The sequence below is a fragment of the Telluria sp. ZB4P36 genome (assembly GCF_059685865.1).
In genome coordinates this window covers 69,854-88,958 of record NZ_JCASIE010000004.1, presented here as the reverse complement: position 1 = coordinate 88,958, position 19,105 = coordinate 69,854, and the positions used below count along the sequence as shown (strand labels likewise).

19 protein-coding genes are annotated in these 19,105 nt (G+C 65.8%); 10 read left to right on the top strand and 9 right to left on the bottom strand.

Annotated features, from left to right (window positions below):
- Nucleotides 1–117: 117 nt before the first annotated feature.
- Nucleotides 118–1,764, top strand: coding sequence for a glycosyltransferase family 4 protein (locus tag AC56LK_RS08010; protein ID WP_497184026.1), 1,647 nt, complete (start codon nucleotides 118–120; stop codon nucleotides 1,762–1,764).
- A 9-nt stretch (nucleotides 1,765–1,773) separates the two neighbouring features.
- Here the strand turns inward: AC56LK_RS08010 and AC56LK_RS08005 are convergent, their stop codons facing one another.
- Complete coding sequence (locus AC56LK_RS08005; RefSeq protein WP_497184025.1) at nucleotides 1,774–2,205, bottom strand: DoxX family protein; 432 nt, start codon at nucleotides 2,203–2,205, stop codon at nucleotides 1,774–1,776.
- Nucleotides 2,206–2,340: 135 nt separating this feature from the next.
- Here AC56LK_RS08005 and AC56LK_RS08000 point away from each other — a divergent pair, with 135 nt between their 5' ends.
- The 3 genes from AC56LK_RS08000 (at nucleotide 2,341) to AC56LK_RS07990 (ending at nucleotide 5,620) form a co-directional block, all read left to right on the top strand.
- Nucleotides 2,341–3,240: a LysR family transcriptional regulator gene (locus tag AC56LK_RS08000; RefSeq protein WP_497184024.1), complete on the top strand. Its 900-nt coding sequence runs from the start codon at nucleotides 2,341–2,343 to the stop codon at nucleotides 3,238–3,240.
- Nucleotides 3,241–3,735: 495 nt separating this feature from the next.
- Nucleotides 3,736–5,004 carry a transcriptional regulator gene (locus tag AC56LK_RS07995; protein ID WP_497184023.1) on the top strand — a complete coding sequence of 423 codons (1,269 nt, stop codon included), beginning with the start codon at nucleotides 3,736–3,738 and terminating at the stop codon, nucleotides 5,002–5,004.
- A gap of 88 nt (nucleotides 5,005–5,092) precedes the next feature.
- Nucleotides 5,093–5,620 carry a YggT family protein gene (locus AC56LK_RS07990; protein WP_436104285.1) on the top strand — a complete coding sequence of 176 codons (528 nt, stop codon included), beginning with the start codon at nucleotides 5,093–5,095 and terminating at the stop codon, nucleotides 5,618–5,620.
- A gap of 79 nt (nucleotides 5,621–5,699) precedes the next feature.
- Here AC56LK_RS07990 and AC56LK_RS07985 read toward each other — a convergent pair whose 3' ends face one another.
- The 8 genes from AC56LK_RS07985 to AC56LK_RS07950 form a co-directional block, all read right to left on the bottom strand.
- Nucleotides 5,700–6,641 (bottom strand): carbohydrate kinase family protein, encoded by a 942-nt coding sequence (locus AC56LK_RS07985; protein ID WP_497184022.1) that lies wholly within the window; start codon nucleotides 6,639–6,641, stop codon nucleotides 5,700–5,702.
- A gap of 19 nt (nucleotides 6,642–6,660) precedes the next feature.
- Nucleotides 6,661–7,878: a DUF3426 domain-containing protein gene (locus AC56LK_RS07980; protein WP_497184021.1), complete on the bottom strand. Its 1,218-nt coding sequence runs from the start codon at nucleotides 7,876–7,878 to the stop codon at nucleotides 6,661–6,663.
- Nucleotides 7,879–7,891: 13 nt separating this feature from the next.
- A complete protein-coding gene (prmA, locus tag AC56LK_RS07975; RefSeq protein WP_497184020.1) occupies nucleotides 7,892–8,848 on the bottom strand; it encodes a 50S ribosomal protein L11 methyltransferase in 957 nt (318 codons plus the stop codon).
- Nucleotides 8,845–10,245 (bottom strand): acetyl-CoA carboxylase biotin carboxylase subunit, encoded by a 1,401-nt coding sequence (gene accC / locus AC56LK_RS07970; RefSeq protein WP_497184019.1) that lies wholly within the window; start codon nucleotides 10,243–10,245, stop codon nucleotides 8,845–8,847. Before accC ends, prmA begins: the two co-directional genes overlap by 4 nt.
- A gap of 102 nt (nucleotides 10,246–10,347) precedes the next feature.
- Entirely contained in the window at nucleotides 10,348–10,815 is a 468-nt protein-coding gene (gene accB, locus AC56LK_RS07965) for an acetyl-CoA carboxylase biotin carboxyl carrier protein (RefSeq protein WP_436104290.1), read from the bottom strand.
- Nucleotides 10,816–10,905: 90 nt separating this feature from the next.
- Nucleotides 10,906–11,343: a type II 3-dehydroquinate dehydratase gene (gene aroQ / locus AC56LK_RS07960; RefSeq protein WP_497184018.1), complete on the bottom strand. Its 438-nt coding sequence runs from the start codon at nucleotides 11,341–11,343 to the stop codon at nucleotides 10,906–10,908.
- Nucleotides 11,344–11,465: 122 nt separating this feature from the next.
- Nucleotides 11,466–12,026 (bottom strand): TlpA family protein disulfide reductase, encoded by a 561-nt coding sequence (locus tag AC56LK_RS07955; RefSeq protein WP_497184017.1) that lies wholly within the window; start codon nucleotides 12,024–12,026, stop codon nucleotides 11,466–11,468.
- Nucleotides 12,023–12,652: a hypothetical protein gene (locus AC56LK_RS07950; protein WP_497184016.1), complete on the bottom strand. Its 630-nt coding sequence runs from the start codon at nucleotides 12,650–12,652 to the stop codon at nucleotides 12,023–12,025. The genes AC56LK_RS07955 and AC56LK_RS07950 overlap by 4 nt, the downstream gene beginning before the upstream one ends.
- A gap of 92 nt (nucleotides 12,653–12,744) precedes the next feature.
- Between AC56LK_RS07950 and mpl the strand changes: the two genes are divergently transcribed.
- The 6 genes from mpl (at nucleotide 12,745) to aroE (ending at nucleotide 19,094) form a co-directional block, all read left to right on the top strand.
- Complete coding sequence (mpl, locus tag AC56LK_RS07945) at nucleotides 12,745–14,127, top strand: UDP-N-acetylmuramate:L-alanyl-gamma-D-glutamyl-meso-diaminopimelate ligase (RefSeq protein WP_497184015.1); 1,383 nt, start codon at nucleotides 12,745–12,747, stop codon at nucleotides 14,125–14,127.
- The gene (locus AC56LK_RS07940) at nucleotides 14,124–14,705 is read left to right on the top strand and encodes a YqiA/YcfP family alpha/beta fold hydrolase (protein WP_497184014.1); all 582 of its coding nucleotides are present in this window, start codon (nucleotides 14,124–14,126) and stop codon (nucleotides 14,703–14,705) included. Before mpl ends, AC56LK_RS07940 begins: the two co-directional genes overlap by 4 nt.
- Nucleotides 14,702–15,283: a chorismate--pyruvate lyase family protein gene (locus AC56LK_RS07935; protein WP_497184013.1), complete on the top strand. Its 582-nt coding sequence runs from the start codon at nucleotides 14,702–14,704 to the stop codon at nucleotides 15,281–15,283. Before AC56LK_RS07940 ends, AC56LK_RS07935 begins: the two co-directional genes overlap by 4 nt.
- Nucleotide 15,284: 1 nt before the next feature.
- Nucleotides 15,285–17,357 carry a ribonuclease catalytic domain-containing protein gene (locus tag AC56LK_RS07930; protein ID WP_497184012.1) on the top strand — a complete coding sequence of 691 codons (2,073 nt, stop codon included), beginning with the start codon at nucleotides 15,285–15,287 and terminating at the stop codon, nucleotides 17,355–17,357.
- 76 nt (nucleotides 17,358–17,433) lie between these two features.
- Nucleotides 17,434–18,288 (top strand): TonB family protein, encoded by an 855-nt coding sequence (locus tag AC56LK_RS07925; RefSeq protein WP_497184274.1) that lies wholly within the window; start codon nucleotides 17,434–17,436, stop codon nucleotides 18,286–18,288.
- Nucleotides 18,285–19,094, top strand: coding sequence for a shikimate dehydrogenase (gene aroE, locus AC56LK_RS07920; RefSeq protein ID WP_497184011.1), 810 nt, complete (start codon nucleotides 18,285–18,287; stop codon nucleotides 19,092–19,094). The genes AC56LK_RS07925 and aroE overlap by 4 nt, the downstream gene beginning before the upstream one ends.
- The last annotated feature ends 11 nt before the right edge of the window (nucleotides 19,095–19,105 follow it).

The following is a 19,105-nucleotide window of genomic DNA, read 5'->3' as shown; positions in this document are numbered from 1 at the left end:
TTGATGAGACTGGAGCGCGTTCACGCCTGCGCCATGCCTCGGTCGATGCCACTATCATGGTCCCGACCAGCCGGCAGAACCGCCGCGCCGCGGACGGGCCGGGCCACAGGAGAGCGCATGCCCGACAGCTTCGCCCTGCATTACATCCCCGAATCCTATTCCGTGGCCGGCCAGAAGCTGATGGGCCGCCAGTCGGCCGGTGTCGGCCTGCTGCAGGCGATCGCGCGCCACGATGGCTGGCGCGAGCTCGGCTGCTTCGCCGCCGAGCGCTCGCATGCCGACGCCTGCGAGGCCGCCCTGCGCGCCCAGGGCTTCGGCGGCGAGGTGGCCTGGGTGCCGCCTTCGGCGCCGCAGCGGCTCGCGCGCTTCGGCTGCCTGGTCCACCCCGGGCCCGGCATCGAGCGGCTGGCCTGGCGCAGGCTGGCGGCGGGAGAACACCGCTACAGCCTGTGCGGCATCACCCATGCGATCGCCTCGCACGAGATGATGAGCATGGTGACCGACCTGCTGGTGGCGCCGGTGCGCGGCTGGGACGCCATCATCTGCACCTCGCGCGTGGTGCGCGACAGCCTGCGCGTGCTGGTCGAGGAGCAGGCCGACTACCTGCGCAGCCGGCTCGCGGCGCAGCGCTTCGAATTGCCGCAGCTGCCACTGATTCCGCTCGGCGTGCACTGCGCCGAGCTGCAGCCGGATGCGGCTCGGCGCCAGGAGGCCCGGGCGCGCCTCGGCATCGGCGCCGACGATGTCGCCTTCCTCTACCTGGGCCGGCTGTCGGTGCATGCCAAGTCGCATCCGCAGCAGATGTTCAGCGCGCTGGAGCGTGCCGAGAAGGGCGGGCGGCGCGTGCACCTGGTGATCGCGGGCTGGTATGGGGGCGAGGCGATCGAAGCCGCCTTCCGCGAGGCGGCCGCGCTGCTGTGCCCTTCGGTGCGCCTGGTCGAACTCGACGGCCGCACGCCCGCCAACCAGCTCGATGCCTGGGCCGCCGCCGACGTGTTCACCTCGCTGGCCGACAATGTGCAGGAAACCTTCGGCCTGACCCCGGTGGAGGCGATGGCGGCCGGGCTGCCCTGCGTGGTGTCGGACTGGAACGGCTACCGCGACACGGTGCGCGACGGCGTCGACGGCTACCGCATCCCGACCCTGATGCCGGGGCCGGGCGCGGGACTCGACCTGGCGCTGCGCTACGACGACGGGGTGGACAGCTTCGACATGTATTGCGGCCACACCAGCCAGGCGGTGGCGCTGGACGGCGCGCTGCTGGCGCAGGCCTACGGCCGCCTGGTGCGCGACGCCGAGCTGCGGCGCCGGATGGGGGAGGAGGCGCGCAAGCGGGCGCAGACGGAATTCGATTGGGGCGTGATCCTGCGGCGTTACCGCGCGCTGTGGGACGAGCTGGCCGAACGCCGCCGCGCCGATCCGGTACTGGCGCCGCCGCTGCCCTCGCGCGCGCCGGACCGTCCCGATCCCTTCCGGCTGTTCGCCAGCTACCCGACGCGCCCCATCACGGCGGCCTCGCTGGTGGAGCTGGCGCCGGATGCCTCGCTGGCGCTGGTCAATCACTATCGGGAGCTGGCGATCAACCGTTTCGCGTCGGCATCGCTGCCGACGCTCGAGGACTTCGGCCGGCTGTTCGGTGCGATCGGGCCGCGGCCGGTGGAAGTGGAGGAACTGATCGATACGCTGGGGCCCTGCGACCGCCCGACGCTGCTGCGCGGGCTGGCCTGGCTGTGCAAGATGGACTTGCTCAGGGTCGTCGAGTAGGGCGACCGCTTACGCCGCGCGCAGCTTCGGCTTGCGCGCACCCAGCGCATCCACGCTATAGGCGCCGGCGCCGAAGGCCACCACCTGCAGCAGGCCGCCGGCCATCGCGATGTTCTTCATGAAGTGGATCAGCTGGTTCTGGTCGCCGAGCGCATTATGGAACACCAGCGCGGTCACCACCGAGAAGGCGGCCAGCGCGGCGGCCACCAGGCGCGTCTTGATCCCCAGCGCCAGCATCACGCCGCCGCCAAGTTCGATCGCCACCGCGGCGATCAGGCCGAGCGTCGCGAACGGCAGTCCCACCGATTCGATGTAGCCGATGGTGCCGGCCGGCGCGAGCGCCTTGCCGAGACCGCTGAAGACGAAGATCGCGGCGAGCAGCACGCGGCCGATGGCCGGCACGGCGGATTGATTGGCAGCCTGGTTGGCGATGGTGTTCATGACAGCTCCTTTTCGTAGATGATCAATATGGTTGGTCAGCGCAACGTTTTTCGCTGCGATGGAGTCATCTTAGGCAAGCATGATCGATCGGGGAAGCCTATATAATTCGATGTAACCTATCGAAGGAGTAGATGGATGCTCGACGCCTTGACCATGGACCAGCTGCGCACCTTCATCGCGGCGGCCGACGAAGGCAGCTTTTCCGCCGCCGGGCGCAAGCTGCGGCGCGCGCAGTCCGTCGTGAGCCACACGCTGGCCAACCTGGAGCTGCAGGTTGGCTTCGCGCTGTTCGACCGCGGCGGACGCTATCCGCAGCTCACCGAAGCGGGACGCGCATTGCTCGAACAGGCGCGCGACGCCGTCGGCGGAATGGACGCCTTCAAGGCGCGGGCGCGCACGCTCGCCGAAGGACTCGAGCCCGAACTCGCGGTCGCGGTCGACGTGATGTTTCCGATCGCGACGCTGACCCAGGCCGTGCAGGCCTTCCACCGCACGTTTCCGACCACGCCGCTGCGACTGTACGTCGAGGCGCTCGGTGCGGTGGTGCAGCCGCTGCTCGATGGCCAGTGCCGCATCGCGGTAATCGGTTCCTTGCCCGACATTCCGCAGGGCTGCGGATCCGACTACCTGACCGCGGTCCCCTCGATTACCGTCGCCGCTCCCGGACATCCGCTCGCAAAAATCAAAGGCACTGTTTCGCGTGTCGAGTTGTCCAAGCATGTGCAGCTGGTGCTCACCGACCGTTCCGCGCTGACCACGGGCCGCGAATTCGGCGTGATGTCGCCGCAGGTTTGGCGGCTCGCCGATCTCGGCGCCAAGCACGCGTTCCTGCGCGCGGGACTCGGGTGGGGCAGCATGCCGCTGCATATGGTGGAAGGCGATATCGCGGATGGGTCGCTGGTGCGGCTCCGGCTCAAGGCGCATCCATTGTTGGGAGCGGCATTTTCAATGCACGCGATCTGGCTGAAAGACCAGCCGCCCGGACCGGCGGGACGATGGTTTGTCGATCAGTTGAAATGCGATTCGCTGCGATAAGGTGCGCTGCTTCGCGGACGAATGCGCAGCCGCATGTTTTAATGCGCAAAAGCTGATTCAATTTGAGGTGTTCGGGTTGCGCGCTCACAAAGTTTTCGTGTACTTTACGTGTTTGAATTTGTCAAAACGTGAACATGTGATATTGTCGCGTCCATCCGGGCAGTAATCGATCGAATAATAGGGACACTGATTCAATCAGTATGCACGTAAGCGAAGCGAAAAGAACAAGCCGCACTGCCTGACCGTGATCAGGCAAGGCGGCTTTTTCTTTTCGCGCCCGCAAGGGTAGCGATGTGAAAACGCATTGAGTCGGTTACCTGTCGACGTTGGCTGAAGCGCTGCAATTGTGAGGAGTTGCAGCAGTTCAGCCGGTGCCGGATTCATTGGCCCAAATCGCCAGGCGGTGTGGGCCGATGAATAATTCGCCCGCCAGACCGGGTGGGGCGGGTTTTAAACCTTGAGCGTATTTCTCATCGCAGATGAAGGAGAATCAAAATGGCAACCGCTAAGAAACCAGCAGCAAAAGCTGCAGCCGAGAAACCAGCTGCTAAGAAAGCCGCCGCCGCGAAACCGGCAGCAAAGACCACCGCCACCAAGGCAGCCGCTAAACCGGCAGCCAAGGCCGCGGCCAAGCCTGCTGCAAAGAAAGCTGCAGCGACCAAGACCACCGCTACCAAGTCGGCAGCCAAACCGGCAGCCAAGCCAGCAGCCAAGAAGGCCGCTGCAAAGCCGGCAGCGAAGAAAGCAGCAGCCAAGCCAGCAGCGAAGAAAGCAGCTGCAAAGCCGGCAGCCAAGCCAGCAGCAAAGAAAGCCGCTGCCAAGCCGGCAGCAAAGCCTGCTGCAAAGAAAGCTGCTGCTAAACCGGCCGCTAAGAAAGCAGCTGCAAAGCCGGCAGCCAAAGCCGCTACCAAGTCGGCAGTTAAGCCTGCAGCAAAGAAAGCCGCTGCCAAGCCGGCAGCAAAGAAGGCAGCCGCTAAACCGGCAGCAAAGAAAGCCGCCGCTAAACCTGCAGCCAAGGCCGCCACCAAATCGGCAGCCAAGCCGGCAGCAAAGAAAGCAGCAGCCAAATCGGCAGCCAAGCCGGCCGCAAAGAAAGCAGCAGCCAAGCCAGCAGCCAAGAAAGCCGCAGCGAAGCCAGCAGCAAAGAAAGCCGCCGCTAAGCCAGTAGCCAAGAAAGCGGCTGCAACCAAAACCGCTGCGACCAAATCGACCGCTACCAAATCGGCTGCAAAGCCGGCTGCAAAGCCGGCAGCAAAGAAAGCGACCGCGACCAAAACCGCCGCTAAACCTGCTGCAAAGAAAGCTGCTGCGCCGGCTAAAGCCGCTGCACCGGCTAAATCGGCTGCCAAGCGAGTTTCGGCAATGCCGAAATCGAGCGCTGCAGCTCCGGCGAAAGCCGCGGCTCCGGCAAAATCGGCCGAAAAAAAAGTCACTACTCCGGCAAAAGCGGCCGCTCCCGCTAAAACCGCTACCAAATCGGCCGCTGCCAAGCCTGCTGCAAAGCCGGCCGCAAAAGCCGAAGCCAAGCCGGAAATGAAGGCGGAAGCGAAACCGGAAGCCAAAGCTGAAGCCAAACCGGAAGTGAAAGCCGATACCAAGGCGGATTCGAAGGCCGATACCAAGTCGGAATCGAAAGCCGAGGCGAAGCCGGAAGCGAAATCCGATTCGAAAGCGGACAGCAAGGCGGCAGCGCCTGCTCCGGCAGCAAAGACCACGCTGTCGCCGGCAGCCGCATGGCCGTTCCCGACCAGCAGCCGTCCGTAATCCAGGCTCGATAGCGAGTCTTGCCTGGTTCAGGCAAAATACCGCTGTGTGATCGTTCACACGGCGGTTTTTTTTTTGAGGAGCCTTCGTGCTGTCTATTCTCCAGTTTATCGTCGATACCGCTGCCACTTTGCTGGGCGCGCTGCTCCTGCTGCGTTTCTGGATGCAGGCGACCCGCGTGCGTCCGCCGCAGCAGATCGGACAGTTCACCTTCACCCTGACCGATTGGCTGGTGCTGCCGCTGCGGCGCCTGGTGCCGGGCATGGGGGGCTACGACTGGGCCAGCCTGATCGGCGCCTTCGTGGTGGTGCTGCTGGCCAGCTCACTGCTGCTGGTGGCGGGAGCGGATGCGGAGATGGTGCTGCGGCACGCGCTGTTCCGCTTCCTGAGCTGGATCCTGTACGGCTTCATGGCGCTCCTGATCATCGACGCGATCTTCAGCTGGGTGAACCCGAATGCGCCGCTGGCGCCCTTCGTGCATGCCCTGAATACGCCGATCCTGCGGCCGATCCGGCGCGTGGTGCCGCCGATCGGCGGGGTCGATTTATCGGTGCTGGTGGCCCTGGTGCTGATCCAGATTATCCAGTTCGTGCTGCGCCAGGTGTTTTACGGATGATGGTGTAGGCGTGCTGTAGTGGCGCGCTAATGAACTTGGGTCCCGGCGCAGGCCGGGACCCAATTTTTTGTGCGCAGTGTTAGCGGAACTTGTACCCGAACGCCGCCTCGAACTTCTGCTCGATCTCTTCCGGCGTGAAGCTGTGGTTCTGTCCACCGATGCTGCCGATCTTGATCGCGCCGATCAGGCTGGCGATGCGGCCGGTGGTCGGCCAGTCGTAGCCATTGGTGATCCCGTACAGCAGACCGGCGCGGTAGGCGTCGCCGCAGCCGGTCGGGTCGACGATTTCCTCGGCCTTCACCGCCGGGATGCGATAGTGCTCGCCGCCAGCGTAGATGTCCGAGCCTTCGCCGCCGCGCGTGACCACCAGCGCGTCGAGGCGCGCGGCGATGTCCGCCAGGCTCAGGCCGGTGCGGTCCATCACCACTTCGAATTCATAGTCGTTGCACGCCAGGTAGCTGGCCTGGTCGATGAAGCGGATCAGCTCTTCGCCCGAGAACATCGGCAGCTGCTGGCCCGGATCGAACATGAACGGGATGCCTTGCGCGGCGCAGTCGGCGGCGTGCTTGATCATGCCGTCGCGGCCGTCCGGCGAGACGATCGCTACGCGCAGCCGACCCTGGTCGGCGACGTTGTTCTCGTGCGAGTACTGCATCGCGCCCGGGTGGAAGGCGTTGATCTGGTTGTTGTCCTGGTCCGCGGTGACGAAGCATTGCGCGGTGTAGGCATCGGGAATGCTGCGGATCGCGCGGGTCTCGATGCCCTGTTTCTTCATGCGCTCGAGGTAGTCGCCGCCATCCTGGCCGATGGTGCCCATGACCAGCGGCTCGCCGCCGAGCAGCTTGAGGTTGTAGGCGATGTTCACCGCACAGCCGCCGTACTCGAGGCGCATGGTCGGCACCAGGAAGGAGACGTTCACGCGGTGCAGCTGGTCGGCCAGCAGGGTCTCGGCGAAGCGGCCGTGGTATTGCATGATCTTGTCGAAGGCGATCGATCCGCAAATCAGGGCGGTTTTAGTCATGGGATGCTTTCAGGGGAAATTAGGGATAGAACACCGCGATATGGTAACCGGACGGCGCCGGTTCCTCGACGCGGAAGTGCAGCTTGACGGGCTGCTCGGCGTGCGCGCCGAAGCCGGCGGCCAGCAAGGGTCCGGCCGGCAGATAGTCGCGCGGGCCGAACACGCGCCGCACCAGCGGCTTGTCGTCGGCGTCCGAGAGCGTCAGTTCGATGCTCGGCCAGGCCAGGGCCGAATCGCCCTGGTTGCGCAGCTGCGTGCTGAAGGTATAGGCGTTGCCGCCGAGCGTGGTCAGTTCGCCGGTGTCGATCACCAGTTTCTCGATCCGGGCCGGCAGCTCGACCCGGCAGCCCAGCGTGGCGCAGGCGCTGACCAGCGCGGGCCGCATGTCCGGGTAGCGCGCCGCCAGCGCGCTGCTGAAGCTGCGCAGGAGCTGCGCGCCCAGTACGAGCAGCAGCAGCAGGCTGCCGACGCCCATGGCGATGCGCAGCGCCTTGCCCGAGCGTTCGCGCCGGCGCCCGCGCCGCACGAATTCGGGCTCGTCGGGTTCCGGCACGCGCAGCTTGGGCGGCTCGATCTTCGTGGGCGTCAGCTTGGAACGGCGGGCGGCGCGCGCTTCCGCGGCCTTGGTGCGCGGCGTGCGCGGTGCGACCGGCGGCGCGCTGGGCGGCAGCGGCATGGTGACGGTGGCCGGGCCGGATTCGCGCAGCAGCAGCGGCGGAGCGGAGGCTGCGGTCCTGGCGGGCCGCGCAGCCGGTGCAGCCGGCGCGGGGGCGGGGGCGGGCGCAGCTTCCTCCGGCTCGTCGACATGGTCCGGGGCCGGGGCGGCGACCAGCGCTTCGTCAACTTGCAGGTCGTCGGCAGGAATGGCTTGTTCAGGTTCGGGTATCGGCTCGGGCTCGGGCTCGGGTTCCGGCTGCGGCTCGGCCACCATGACGTCGTCGTCGCTGCTCACCTGCGGCAGGATGCCGAAGGGCGCGAAGGTGCGGTCGAACTCGAGGGTATAGATGGGATCTTCGTCCGTTTCCTGGACGGGAGCGGCAGGCACTTCCGGCTCGGGAACCGGCAGGGGAACAGCGGGAGCGGAAGGCGGCGCGACGGCCAGGTCGACCAGTGCGGCGCTGCCGTCGAATACCTGGGTGCAGGCGCCGCAACGGACGATGCCCCCCCGCAGCTTCAGCTGGTCCGCGGCGACGCGGAACATGGTGCCGCAGTGGGGGCATTGGGTGGCGAGCGCCATGCCTGGATGTCCCTTAGCCGGTGATGGCGGAACGCGGCGCGGGTGCGGTGTCCTGGCCGAGCGTCCCGTGAAGGGCGACCCAGCCGTCCTGCTCGGCCCAGACGCCCAGCTTGATGAAAGGTGCGTAGGCGTCGGCCACTTCCTCGGCCTGGCGCGCCAGCACGCCCGACAGGATCAGCGAACCGCCCGGCGCCACGCGGCCGGACAGCATCGGCGCCATCAGCTTCAATGGGCTCGACAGGATGTTGGCCACGACGATGTCGAACTGGCCCTTGGCATGGCGCTCGTTCGGCGTCGTCGGCAGCTCGTCCGGCACGTAGAAGTCGATCGCGCAGCCATTGCGCTCGGCATTGGCGCGCGCCGATTCGATCGCCTGCGGGTCGATGTCGACCCCGGCGACATCGAGGGCGCCGAGCTTCTTGGCGACCATCGCCAGGATGCCCGAGCCGCAGCCGTAGTCCAGCACCGACTTGCCGGGCTTGGGGTGCGCTTCCAGCCATTCCATGCACAGGCGGGTGGTCGGATGGCTGCCGGTGCCGAAAGCCAGGCCCGGATCGAGTTCGAGGATCAGGCCATTCGGGTCCGGTGCTTCGTGCCAGCTCGGCACGACCCAGATGTTCTTGCCGATGTGGATGGGCTCGAACTGCGACTGGGTCAGGCGCACCCAGTCGGCGTCTTCCACCGCGCGGGTGGTGAAGGAGGGCACGACCGGCAGCTTGATGGCGTTGGCGGCTTCCTGCACGATCGCGAACTGGTCGGCGTCCGTGTCGGTGAGCGCCACCACGCGCGAATGGTCCCAGGCGGCTTCTTTCGGCTCCATGCCCGGTTCGCCGAACAGCGGCTTTTCCGCGTCCGTGCCTTCATCCGCGTCTTCCACGGAGACCGACAGGGCGCCCGCTTCCATCAGGGCGTCCGACAGGGCCTCCGCGTGGTCGCGAGCGACTTCGATGACGACTTCCGTCCAGCTCATGCGTCTACCTTGGCTTCCGATTTGGCGCCGATGCCCGTTTCCTTCGGCAGGTCCGGCTTGGCGGCCAGCTTCTGCTCCAGGTAGTGGATGTTGGTGCCGCCCTCGATGAAGCGGGCGTCGACCATCAGCTCACGGTGCAGCGGGATATTGGTGAGAATACCTTCAACCACCATTTCCGAGAGCGCGATTTGCATGCGGCGAATTGCCTGCTCGCGTGTCGCACCGTAGGAAATTACCTTGCCGATCATCGAGTCGTAATGAGGTGGAACATAATATCCCGCATACGAGTGCGAATCGACACGGATGCCGGGACCGCCCGGCGGGTGCCAGCCGGTGATGCGGCCCGGCGAAGGCGTGAACTTGAACGGGTCTTCGGCATTGATGCGGCACTCGATCGAGTGGCCCGACAGCATGATGTCGCGCTGGCGGAAGCGCAGCTTCTCGCCGCAGGCGATGCGGATCTGTTCCTGCACGATGTCGATCCCGGTGATCATCTCGGTGACCGGGTGTTCCACCTGCACGCGGGTGTTCATCTCGATGAAGTAGAACTCGCCGTTCTCGTACAGGAATTCGAAGGTGCCCGCGCCGCGGTAGCCGATCTTGCGGCAGGCTTCGGCGCAGCGGTCGCCGATCTTCTCGATCAGCTTGCGCGGGATGCCCGGCGCCGGCGCTTCCTCGATGACCTTCTGGTGGCGGCGCTGCATCGAGCAGTCGCGCTCGCCCAGCCAGACGGCGTTCCTGTGCTCGTCGGCAAGGATCTGGATCTCCACGTGGCGCGGATTCTCCAGGTACTTCTCCATATAGACTTCCGGATTGCCGAAGGCGGTGCCGGCTTCGGTCTTGGTCATCTGCACCGCGTTCAGCAGCGCCGCTTCGGTATGCACCACGCGCATGCCGCGACCGCCGCCGCCGCCGGCGGCCTTGATGATGACCGGGTAGCCGATCTTGCGTGCGGTCTGCACGATTTCCTTCGGATCGTCCGGCAGGGCGCCGTCCGAACCCGGCACGCAGGGCACGCCGGCCTTGATCATTGCCTGCTTGGCCGAGACCTTGTCGCCCATCAGGCGGATCGAGTCGGAACGCGGGCCGATGAAGACGAAGCCCGACTTCTCGACGCGCTCGGCGAAGTCGGCGTTCTCCGACAGGAAGCCATAGCCCGGGTGGATAGCCTCGGCGTCCGTCACTTCGGCGGCGCTGATAATCGCCGGCATGTTCAGGTAGCTGAGCGCCGACTGGGCCGGGCCGATGCAGACGGATTCGTCCGCCAGCTTCACGTACTTGGCGTCCTTGTCGGCCTCGGAGTGCACGACGACCGTCTTGATGCCCAGCTCGCGGCAGGCGCGCTGGATACGCAGCGCGATTTCACCACGGTTGGCGATGAGGATTTTTTCAAACATGGTAGGTTCGGTGTTTCTGTGAAAACCGGCGCCTCTCTTGTTGACAGGGCGCCGGACACGACATGGATGGGCTGGCGGCAGGACGCCGCCGGGCAAGGCTGCTTAGCCGATCACGAACAAAGGCTGGCCAAATTCGACCGGTTGGCCGTTTTCCACGAGGATCTTGGTGACCGTGCCGGCGACGTCGGCATCGATCTCGTTCAGGAGCTTCATCGCTTCGATGATGCACAGGGTATCGCCCTGCTTGATGCTCTGGCCGACTTCGACGAAGGCGGCTGCGCCCGGGGCCGAGGAACGGTAGAAGGTGCCCACCATCGGCGACTTGACGACGTGGCCGGTATGCTCGACGGCGGCCGGGGCGGCCGGAGCTGCCGGTGCCGGCGCGGCGGCGTGCTGGGCAGGGGCGGCGTAGTGCTGCACGGCCTGCTGCGGCATCATCATCATCTGGCCTTGCGGGTTCGCGGACGACTTGACGATGCGGACCTTGCTTTCGCCTTCGGTCACTTCGAGTTCAGCGATGTCCGATTCGGCGACCAGGTCGATCAAAGTCTTGAGTTTTCTGAGATCCATGTGAAACCCCTTGGAATTATTCGTTTTTAAGAGAGCTGGCAACGCGGTGGTGGGTAACCTGCGGCCGCTGATACATGAAGTTGACGTAGATTAACGCGATTTAAGCGCGAAGTCGATGGCAAACCGGTATCCGTCCGGCCCCAGGCCGCAGATCACGCCTTGCGCAATTGCGGCAAGGAGCGAGTGGTGCCGGAAGGGCTCGCGGGCATGGACATTCGAGATGTGTACCTCCACGAACGGGATTGCCACCGCAGCAAGCGCATCGCGCAGGACCACGCTGGTATGGGTCAGGCCGCCCGGATTGATGACGATCGCCTCCACACCTTCGCCGCGCGCGGCGTGGATGCGGTCGATCAGGGCTCCTTCATGGTTGCTCTGGAAGCAGTCGAGGCTTGCGCCCGCGCTTGCCGCCTGTGCCCGTGCTGCCTGCTCGATGTCGGCCAGCGTCGTCGCGCCGTACACCGCCGGCTCCCGGGTCCCCAATAAATTGAGGTTGGGGCCATTAAGCAGCAGTAGCTTTTTCGCCATGTTGAAGAGTCTGAACGCCCGAAAGGAAGGCATTGTGCCGCCAAGCTCGACTATTGGCAAGCAGTAAAATTGTCAGGCGATGGGGGCACGTTCGATGCAGTTCGGAAAAGAACGATCGTTCGTTATCCCTGCAGTTTTGCCAGGTCCGCGCGCAGTTCGTCGAATTTCAATTTACCCAGATAGGTCTTGCGCACCTGCCCATCCGCGCCAATCAATACTGTATACGGCAGCCCGCCTGCGCTGTTGCCGAACTCGCGCGACAGTTCGGTTCCGCCCATCCCCGCCACGTACAGCGGGTAGGCAATCTTCAGCTTGGCCGCGAATTCGTTCATGTTCGAGGGCGAATCAATGCCGATGCCGATCACATTGAAGGTCTTGCCGCCGTCCGCACCCGCCAGTTCGGACAGTTCCGGCATCTCCTGCACGCAGGGAGCGCACCAGGTTGCCCAGAAATTGACCACCAGCGGCTTGCCGCGCCACTTGGCCAGCGGCTGCGGCTTGCCCTGCAGGTCGTTGAGCGACTGTGCAAACAGATTATCCACGGCCGTGTGCGGCTTGCCGCCGGTCGGCGCGATCGTGGTGGTGATGGGGGAGGGGTCCTTCTTGTTGATTGCTACCAACGCGCCCATGATGCCGAACATGGCGGCAACGGCTGCATACGCAGCCACGTGTTTCTTATTCATTCGTCCTGTTCCAAAGTCTCATCGTTCGCCATCAGCGCGCGCAGCCCAGCTGCGTCGACCCGCTGCAGGCGGCCATCGGCGCGCGGCTTCAAGGCCCCGCGCAAGTCATGAAAGTCGTATAACTCGGCATGAATAGTTTCCTTATGCCACATGAAGCTGACCGTTTCAACCGGATCGTGCCGCCCGCCCTTGAAATGGGGCGTCTCGGAGATCTCTATATTGACGTTGCGGTTGAGCAGGTAGATCTCGACTTCCTTGGCGCTGTCGGCAAACAGCTGCAGGTGGATCTCGTCGTGCTCGCCCGCCGTGCCATTGAGCACCGCGCCGGTGAGGTAGGGGCGGAAGTCGGCGAGCTGGTCCATCACCTGCAGGGCGGTCTCGCGCATGGCGTTCAGGCGCGCGGCCTGGCCGGGACCGCCGAACAAGGCCTGGTATTTACGGACTTCGTCCTCGATCTGCAGGTTGTCGGGCATCAGGTTCGGCGCCGGGCGGTCCACCCCGAGCACCTGGCGGGCCGCCTTGCGGCGTGCGGTGTCGTAGTCGGCGCCGTCCTGGGCGACCATGCGCGCAGCAAAGGCAGCGATTTCGGCGCGCAGCTGGAGTACGTCTATATTCGGAGTCGGCATGATGTCCGAATCATACTCTTAAGCGGAAAATCAGAGCGGGTCGGGTAGAATCGCGCTTTCGGACCATTTACCGCAGCTATTTTTCTACGACCATGCACATTCATATCCTCGGTATTTGCGGCACCTTCATGGGTGGCCTGGCGGTCCTGGCGAAGGAAGCCGGCCACCGCGTCACGGGCTGCGACGCCAACGTCTATCCGCCGATGAGCACCCAGCTGGAAGCCCAGGGCATCGAGCTGATCCAGGGCTATGGTCCGGAACAGGTATCGCTGAACCCCGACCTGTATGTGATCGGTAACGTCATGACGCGCGGTAATCCGCTGATCGAAGAGATCCTGAACCGCGGCCTGCCTTATGTCTCCGGCCCGCAGTGGATTGGCGAGCACATCCTGCGCGACAAGTGGGTGCTGGCCGTGGCCGGCACCCACGGCAAGACCACGACCACCTCGATGCTGGCCTGGATCCTGGAAGACGCCGGCTATGCGCCGGGCTTCCTGATCGGCGGCGTACCGATGAACTTCGGCATCTCGGCGCGCCTGCACGGCGACAAGCCCTCCGACTTCTTCGTGATCGAAGCCGACGAGTACGACACCGCCTTCTTCGACAAGCGCAGCAAATTCGTCCACTACCACGCCAAGACCGCGGTGCTGAACAACCTGGAATACGACCACGCCGACATCTTCCCGGACATCGGCGCCATCGAGACCCAGTTCCACCACCTGGTGCGCACCGTGCCGGGCGTGGGCCGCCTGGTCGTCAATGGCGACGAAGCCTCGCTGGCCCGCGTGATCAAGCGCGGCTGCTGGAGCGAGAAGGAGAGCTTCGGTTCCGCCGAGGGCGTCAACTGGACCATGGTCGAGCACCCGGGCGGTTCGAGCTTCGACGTCCTGTTCAACGGCGACTTGCAGGGCAGCGTCCACTGGGAGCTGACCGGCCACCACAACCGCTCGAACGCGCTGGCCGCGATCGCGGCGGCGCGCCACGTCGGCGTGCCGACCTCGCAGGCGATCGCCGCGCTGTCGCGTTTCCAGAGCGTCAAACGCCGCATGGAAGTGCGCGGCAAGGTGAACGACATCACCGTCTACGACGATTTCGCCCACCACCCGACCGCGATCGCCACCACGGTTGCTGGCCTGCGCCAGAAGATCGGCAATAATGGAGCAGGCTCGGGCCGCATCCTGGCCGTGCTGGAGCCGCGCTCGAACACCATGAAGCTGGGCGCCATGAAGGATGCGCTGCCGGGCAGCCTGAAGGACGCCGACCTGGTGTTCGGCTTCGGCAGCCAGCAGGCGCTGGGCTGGTCCCTGGCCGACGCCCTCAAGCCGCTGGGCGCCATCGCCCACAGCTTCGACCAGCTCGACTACATGGTGCAGGCCGTCGTGCAGGCCGCCCAGCCGGGCGACCACATCCTCGTGATGAGCAATGGCGGCTTCGGCGGCGTGCACCAGAAACTGCTGGACGCGCTGGCTCCATGATTCTGTACTTGCACGGATTTCGTTCCTCGCCCAAGTCCTTCAAGGCGCGGGTGGTGCAGCAGGCGCTGGCGGACGCCGGGCGCGCGCATGAGCTGATCTGCCCGCAGCTGCCGGCCTCGCCGAAAGAGGCGATGGCGCTGGCCCTGCTGCTGGCCGAACGCCATGCCCCGGACAATCTGTCCATCATCGGCTCCTCGCTGGGCGGCTTCTACGCCACCTGGCTGGCCGAGCGCCTGGACGTCCCGGCGGTGCTGCTCAACCCGTCCGTGAATCCCTTGAAAAACCTGGAACACCACGTCGGCGTGACCACGGCCTGGCATTCGGACGAAGCCTTCGAGTTCCGCCGCGAGTACATCGACGAGCTGGCGGCGCTGAAGGTCGAGAAGATCACCAGGCCGGAGCGCTACTTCCTGGTCGCGGCGACCGGCGACGAAGTGCTGGACTACCGCGACATGGTGGCGCACTACGCTGGCGCGAAGCAGCGCGTGATCCAGGGCAGCGACCATGCGATTTCGGAGTTTCCGCAGTACGTGGACGAGGTGCTGGCTTTCTGCAGCAACGCGAGCATCGTTCAGTGAGGGGGGCTTCGCTGCGACTGGCGGCCTGGCAGCCGCACGCCGGGGCCGTGCGCGCGCCGGCCGCGATGCGTGACTGGCTCACGACCGATGGCTCGCTGACGGCGCGCCTGATGGCGCACAGCCGTGCCTTCCGCGTGCGCCGGCTGCACCAGAACCCCGCCCTGTGTCTGGCGGACGAGGCCCATGCCATTGGCCTGCCGCGGCCGGGACGGGTATGGGAACGCGAGGTGCTGCTGGAGTGCGACGGCGTCCCAAGGGTATTCGGCCACACGGTGGTGCCGACGGATTGCACCGCCAGCGACTGGCCGCTGTTTTCGGTCCTGGGCGAGCGTTCGCTCGGCACCACGCTGTTCTACGACCCGCTGGTGCGCCGTGGCCAGCTGGAATACGCGCGCATCCGCGCGGGCCATCCGCTGATGGAGCGCGTGCACACGGCTCTCGGCGGACGCACTGACTCACTTTATTATGCGCGGCGCTGCGTCTACCGCCGCCATCAAGGCCTGCTCCTGGTCACCGAGGTATTCTTGCCCGAGGTGCTCAGCCTGAAGCCGGCCAAACTATTACAGAACACGAAATAACATGAACGTATTTTTTGAAGAGTCGGGCGACTTCAAGGTCGGCACGGTGCTGTCGCAGGCGGGCGAGGCCTACCAGGTGGAGCTGGCCAGCGGCAAGCGCAGCAAGGTCAAGTCCAAGGACGTGCTGATCCAGTTCGAGAAGCCCGAGCCGGAAGCGCTGCTGGCCGCCGCCAAGGGCATCGCCGCCGAGGTCGACCTGGACTTCCTGTGGGAAGTCGCGGGCCACGAAGAATTCGGCTTCGCCGAACTGGGCGCCGAATACTTCGGCCACGCGCCGCTGCCGCATGAAGCGGCCGGCCTGGTGCTGGCCCTGCACGCCGCGCCGGTCTACTTCCATAAAAAAGGACGCGGGCGCTACAAGGCCGCCCCCGAGCAGACCCTGAAGGCGGCGCTGGCCGGCATCGAAAAGAAGAAGCAGCAGGCCATCGTGCAGGCGGGCTACGTCGCGGAACTCAAGGCCGGCAAGCTGCCGCCATCGATGCAGCCGCTGGTGCACCAGTTGCTGTTCAAGCCGGACAAGAACACCATCGAATACAAGGCCATGGAGGCCGCGGCCAACGAGCTGCAGACCACGGCCCAGCGCCTGATGCTGAGCACGGGCGGCCTCGCTTCGCCCAAGGAACTGCACATGTCGCGCTTCCTGTTCGAGCACTTCCCGCGCGGCGCCGGTTTCCCGCAAGTCGAGGTCCCCAAGGCGCCGGGCGACCTGCCGCTGGCGGACGTCGCGGCCTTCTCGATCGACGACGTCACCACGACCGAGATCGACGACGCCTTCTCGGTGGTGAAGCTGATTGATGGCACGGTGCGCGTCGGCATCCACATCGCGGCGCCGGGCCTGGGCATCCGCCCGGACGATGCGATCGACAAGATCGCCCGCGCGCGCATGTCCACCGTCTATATGCCGGGCGATAAGATCACCATGCTGCCGGACGAGGTGGTGAACGCCTTCACCCTGGCCGAAGGCAGCGACTGCCCGGCGCTGTCGCTGTACGCGGTGCTGAACCCGCAAGACTGGACCGTGCTCTCGACCACCACCCGCGCCGAGCGCGTGCCGATCAAGAGCAACCTGCGCCACAACGATCTCGACGCGCTGGTCAACGAAGAAACCCTGGCCAGCGGCGCAGGCGAGTATCCGCACAAGGAAGAGCTGGGCCTGCTGTGGCAGTGGGCGCTGCAGCTGGAAGCCGGCCGCATGAGGAAGCGCGAAGCCTTCGGCCTCAAGCCGGAGCAGGCCAACCGCGTGGACTTCAATTTCTACGTCGACGACGACGTGGTCACCATCGTGCGCCGCAAGCGCGGCGCGCCGCTCGACAAGATCGTGGCCGAGCTGATGATCTTCGCGAACAGCACCTGGGGCAAGCTGCTGCACGACTCGGGTGTGCCGGGCATCTACCGCTCGCAGGGACCGGGCGCGGGCGGCTGGAACGCCAAGATCCAGGTGCGCATGGTGACCCACGCGGCCCCGCACCAGGGCCTGGGCGTGGACCAGTACGCATGGAGCACCTCGCCGCTGCGCCGCTACACCGACCTGGTGAACCAGTGGCAGATCCTGGCCTGCGCCGCGAACGGCGTGACCGCACCGCTGGTGGCGCCGTTCAAGCACCGCGACGCGACCCTGTTCGCGATCGTGTCGAGCTTCGATGCGGCCTATGCGGCCTACAACGACTTCCAGCAAAACATGGAACGCTACTGGTGCCTGCGCTGGCTGGGCCAGGAAGGCGCGAAGCAAGTGGATGCCGTGGTGCTGAAGGACGAGATCGTGCGCCTGGTGGAGATCCCGCTGGTGGCGCGCCTGGCCGGCATGCCGCAGCTGGCGCGCGGCGCCCAGGTCAAGCTCGACGTCGTGCGCTGGGACGAAGTCGACCTGACGCTCGAAGCCCGCCTGCTCGAGGTGGCGGCGGTGGCGCCGGATGCCTCGGTCGAACTCGAGGAAGAGGAAGAGGGCGATACGGGCGAGGCGGCGCTGGCCGAAGTGGTGGAAGCCGAGGGTGTTGTTGCTGCGGTGACAACCGAGGAAGGTGTCGAGGTTCCCGCCAACGCCGGAACAACACCGCCGGCCCAAGTTGCAGGTTAGAATGCCCCATCCCTGACCCAAGCGCCCGCCAGGGCGCAAGCAGCACGTGAAGTATTTGCAGAACAACCGTCCCCTGATGATCGCCCTCGGCGTCTCCGTGCTCGCGCACGGGGCGCTGCTGGCGGTGCGTTTCGCCGCGCCGGATGCCTTCCGCCAGACGCCGGCCGACCCGGGGCTCGAAGTCATCCTGGTCAATGCCAAGCACGCCAACGCGCCCACCAAAGCCGAGGCGCTGGCGCAGGCCAACCTGGAGGGCGGCGGCACCGCCGATGCGGGCCGCGTCCGCTCCCCGCTGCCCGACCTGCGCAAGATCGAGGACGGCGAAAGCATCAAGGCCCTGCAGCGCAAGATCGCTGAACTGGAGCAGCGCCAGGAAAACGTGCTGACCAAGGTCCGCAGCTCCGCGTTCAGCGCGCCGCCCAAGACCGAGCAGGACCAGCCCGACCCCACCCGCACGGGCAGCGACGCCTTCGATACCAGCCGCGCCATCTCGCGCGCCGCGGCCGAGGTCATCGACCGCATCGAAGACCAGAACAAGCGTCCCAAGCGCACCCAGATCACGCCCAGCACGCGCCAGGTCGGCTATGCGCTCTACTACAAAGAGATGCAGAAGCGGATCGAGGAAGTTGGCACCCTCAACTTCCCCCAGCAGAACGGCAAGAAGCTGTACGGCGAACTGGTGGTCTACATCCCGGTGTTCCAGGACGGGACCATCTATATGCGGGACGGCGGACCGCGTATCGAACAGAGCTCGGGCAACCCGGCCCTCGACGCGGCGGCCCTGCGCATCGTGCGCCAGGCCGCGCCCTTCGGGAACTTCCCGGCCAACATGCGCACGCAGGGCAAGGACGACCTGTGGGAGGTGATCACGCGCTTCCGCTTCACGCGCGAAGAAAAAATGCAGACCGAACTGCGAGGAGATAAAGGTTGACTGACAGGTACTGCGTGATCGGCAACCCGATCGCCCACAGCAAATCGCCCGAGATCCATCCCGTGTATGCGGCCCAGACCGGCCAGGACCTGGTCTACGAACGCTGCCTGGCGCCGCTCGACGGCTTCGCGGCGACCGTGCAGCGGCTGGTGGCGGAGGGCTACCGGGGCGCCAATGTCACCCTGCCGTTCAAGATCGAGGCGGCGCAAGTCTGTACCCGCCTGGAAGAACGGGCGCGGGCCGCCGGCGCCGTCAACACGCTGAGCTTCGACCAGGGCGAGATCGTCGGCGACAACACCGACGGCCCCGGCCTGGTGGCCGACATCACCCGCAATGCGGGCGTGGCGATCGCCGGCAAGCGCGTCCTGCTGCTGGGCGCCGGCGGCGCGGCGCGCGGCGCGCTGCTGCCCATCATCCAGCAGGGCCCGCGCGAGATCGTCATCGCCAACCGCACCGTGGCCACGGCCGGGGCGCTGGCGCGGGACTTCGCGCGCTACGGCATTCCGATCGAGGCCACCGGATTCGCCGAGATCGCCGGCAGTTTCGACATCGTGGTCAACGCGACGTCCAGCAGCCTGGCCGGCGAGCTGCCGCCGCTGCCGGCCGGCGTGTTCGCACCGGGTTCCCTCGCACTGGACATGATGTACGGCAGCCAGCCGACCGTGTTCATGGACTTCGCGGCCAGCCATGGCGCCGCCACCCGCGACGGCCTCGGCATGCTGATCGAACAGGCGGCCGAAGCCTTCGCGATCTGGCGCGGTGTGCGGCCCGACACGGCGGAAGTGTTCAGGAAGATGCGCCCATGAGCACAGCGACC

Bases quoted from the DNA above. Each gene is read 5' to 3' on its own strand.
- accC (WP_497184019.1), bottom strand. From the start codon at position 10,245: ATGTTTGAAAAAATCCTCATCGCCAACCGTGGTGAAATCGCGCTGCGT.
- AC56LK_RS08010 (WP_497184026.1), top strand. From the start codon at position 118: ATGCCCGACAGCTTCGCCCTGCATTACATCCCCGAATCCTATTCCGTG.
- AC56LK_RS07940 (WP_497184014.1), top strand. From the start codon at position 14,124: ATGATTCTGTACTTGCACGGATTTCGTTCCTCGCCCAAGTCCTTCAAG.
- accB (WP_436104290.1), bottom strand. From the start codon at position 10,815: ATGGATCTCAGAAAACTCAAGACTTTGATCGACCTGGTCGCCGAATCG.
- AC56LK_RS07930 (WP_497184012.1), top strand. From the start codon at position 15,285: ATGAACGTATTTTTTGAAGAGTCGGGCGACTTCAAGGTCGGCACGGTG.
- mpl (WP_497184015.1), top strand. From the start codon at position 12,745: ATGCACATTCATATCCTCGGTATTTGCGGCACCTTCATGGGTGGCCTG.
- AC56LK_RS08005 (WP_497184025.1), bottom strand. From the start codon at position 2,205: ATGAACACCATCGCCAACCAGGCTGCCAATCAATCCGCCGTGCCGGCC.
- AC56LK_RS07950 (WP_497184016.1), bottom strand. From the start codon at position 12,652: ATGCCGACTCCGAATATAGACGTACTCCAGCTGCGCGCCGAAATCGCT.
- AC56LK_RS08000 (WP_497184024.1), top strand. From the start codon at position 2,341: ATGCTCGACGCCTTGACCATGGACCAGCTGCGCACCTTCATCGCGGCG.
- AC56LK_RS07925 (WP_497184274.1), top strand. From the start codon at position 17,434: ATGATCGCCCTCGGCGTCTCCGTGCTCGCGCACGGGGCGCTGCTGGCG.
- AC56LK_RS07985 (WP_497184022.1), bottom strand. From the start codon at position 6,641: ATGACTAAAACCGCCCTGATTTGCGGATCGATCGCCTTCGACAAGATC.
- AC56LK_RS07955 (WP_497184017.1), bottom strand. From the start codon at position 12,026: ATGAATAAGAAACACGTGGCTGCGTATGCAGCCGTTGCCGCCATGTTC.
- aroQ (WP_497184018.1), bottom strand. From the start codon at position 11,343: ATGGCGAAAAAGCTACTGCTGCTTAATGGCCCCAACCTCAATTTATTG.
- AC56LK_RS07980 (WP_497184021.1), bottom strand. From the start codon at position 7,878: ATGGCGCTCGCCACCCAATGCCCCCACTGCGGCACCATGTTCCGCGTC.
- AC56LK_RS07995 (WP_497184023.1), top strand. From the start codon at position 3,736: ATGGCAACCGCTAAGAAACCAGCAGCAAAAGCTGCAGCCGAGAAACCA.
- prmA (WP_497184020.1), bottom strand. From the start codon at position 8,848: ATGAGCTGGACGGAAGTCGTCATCGAAGTCGCTCGCGACCACGCGGAG.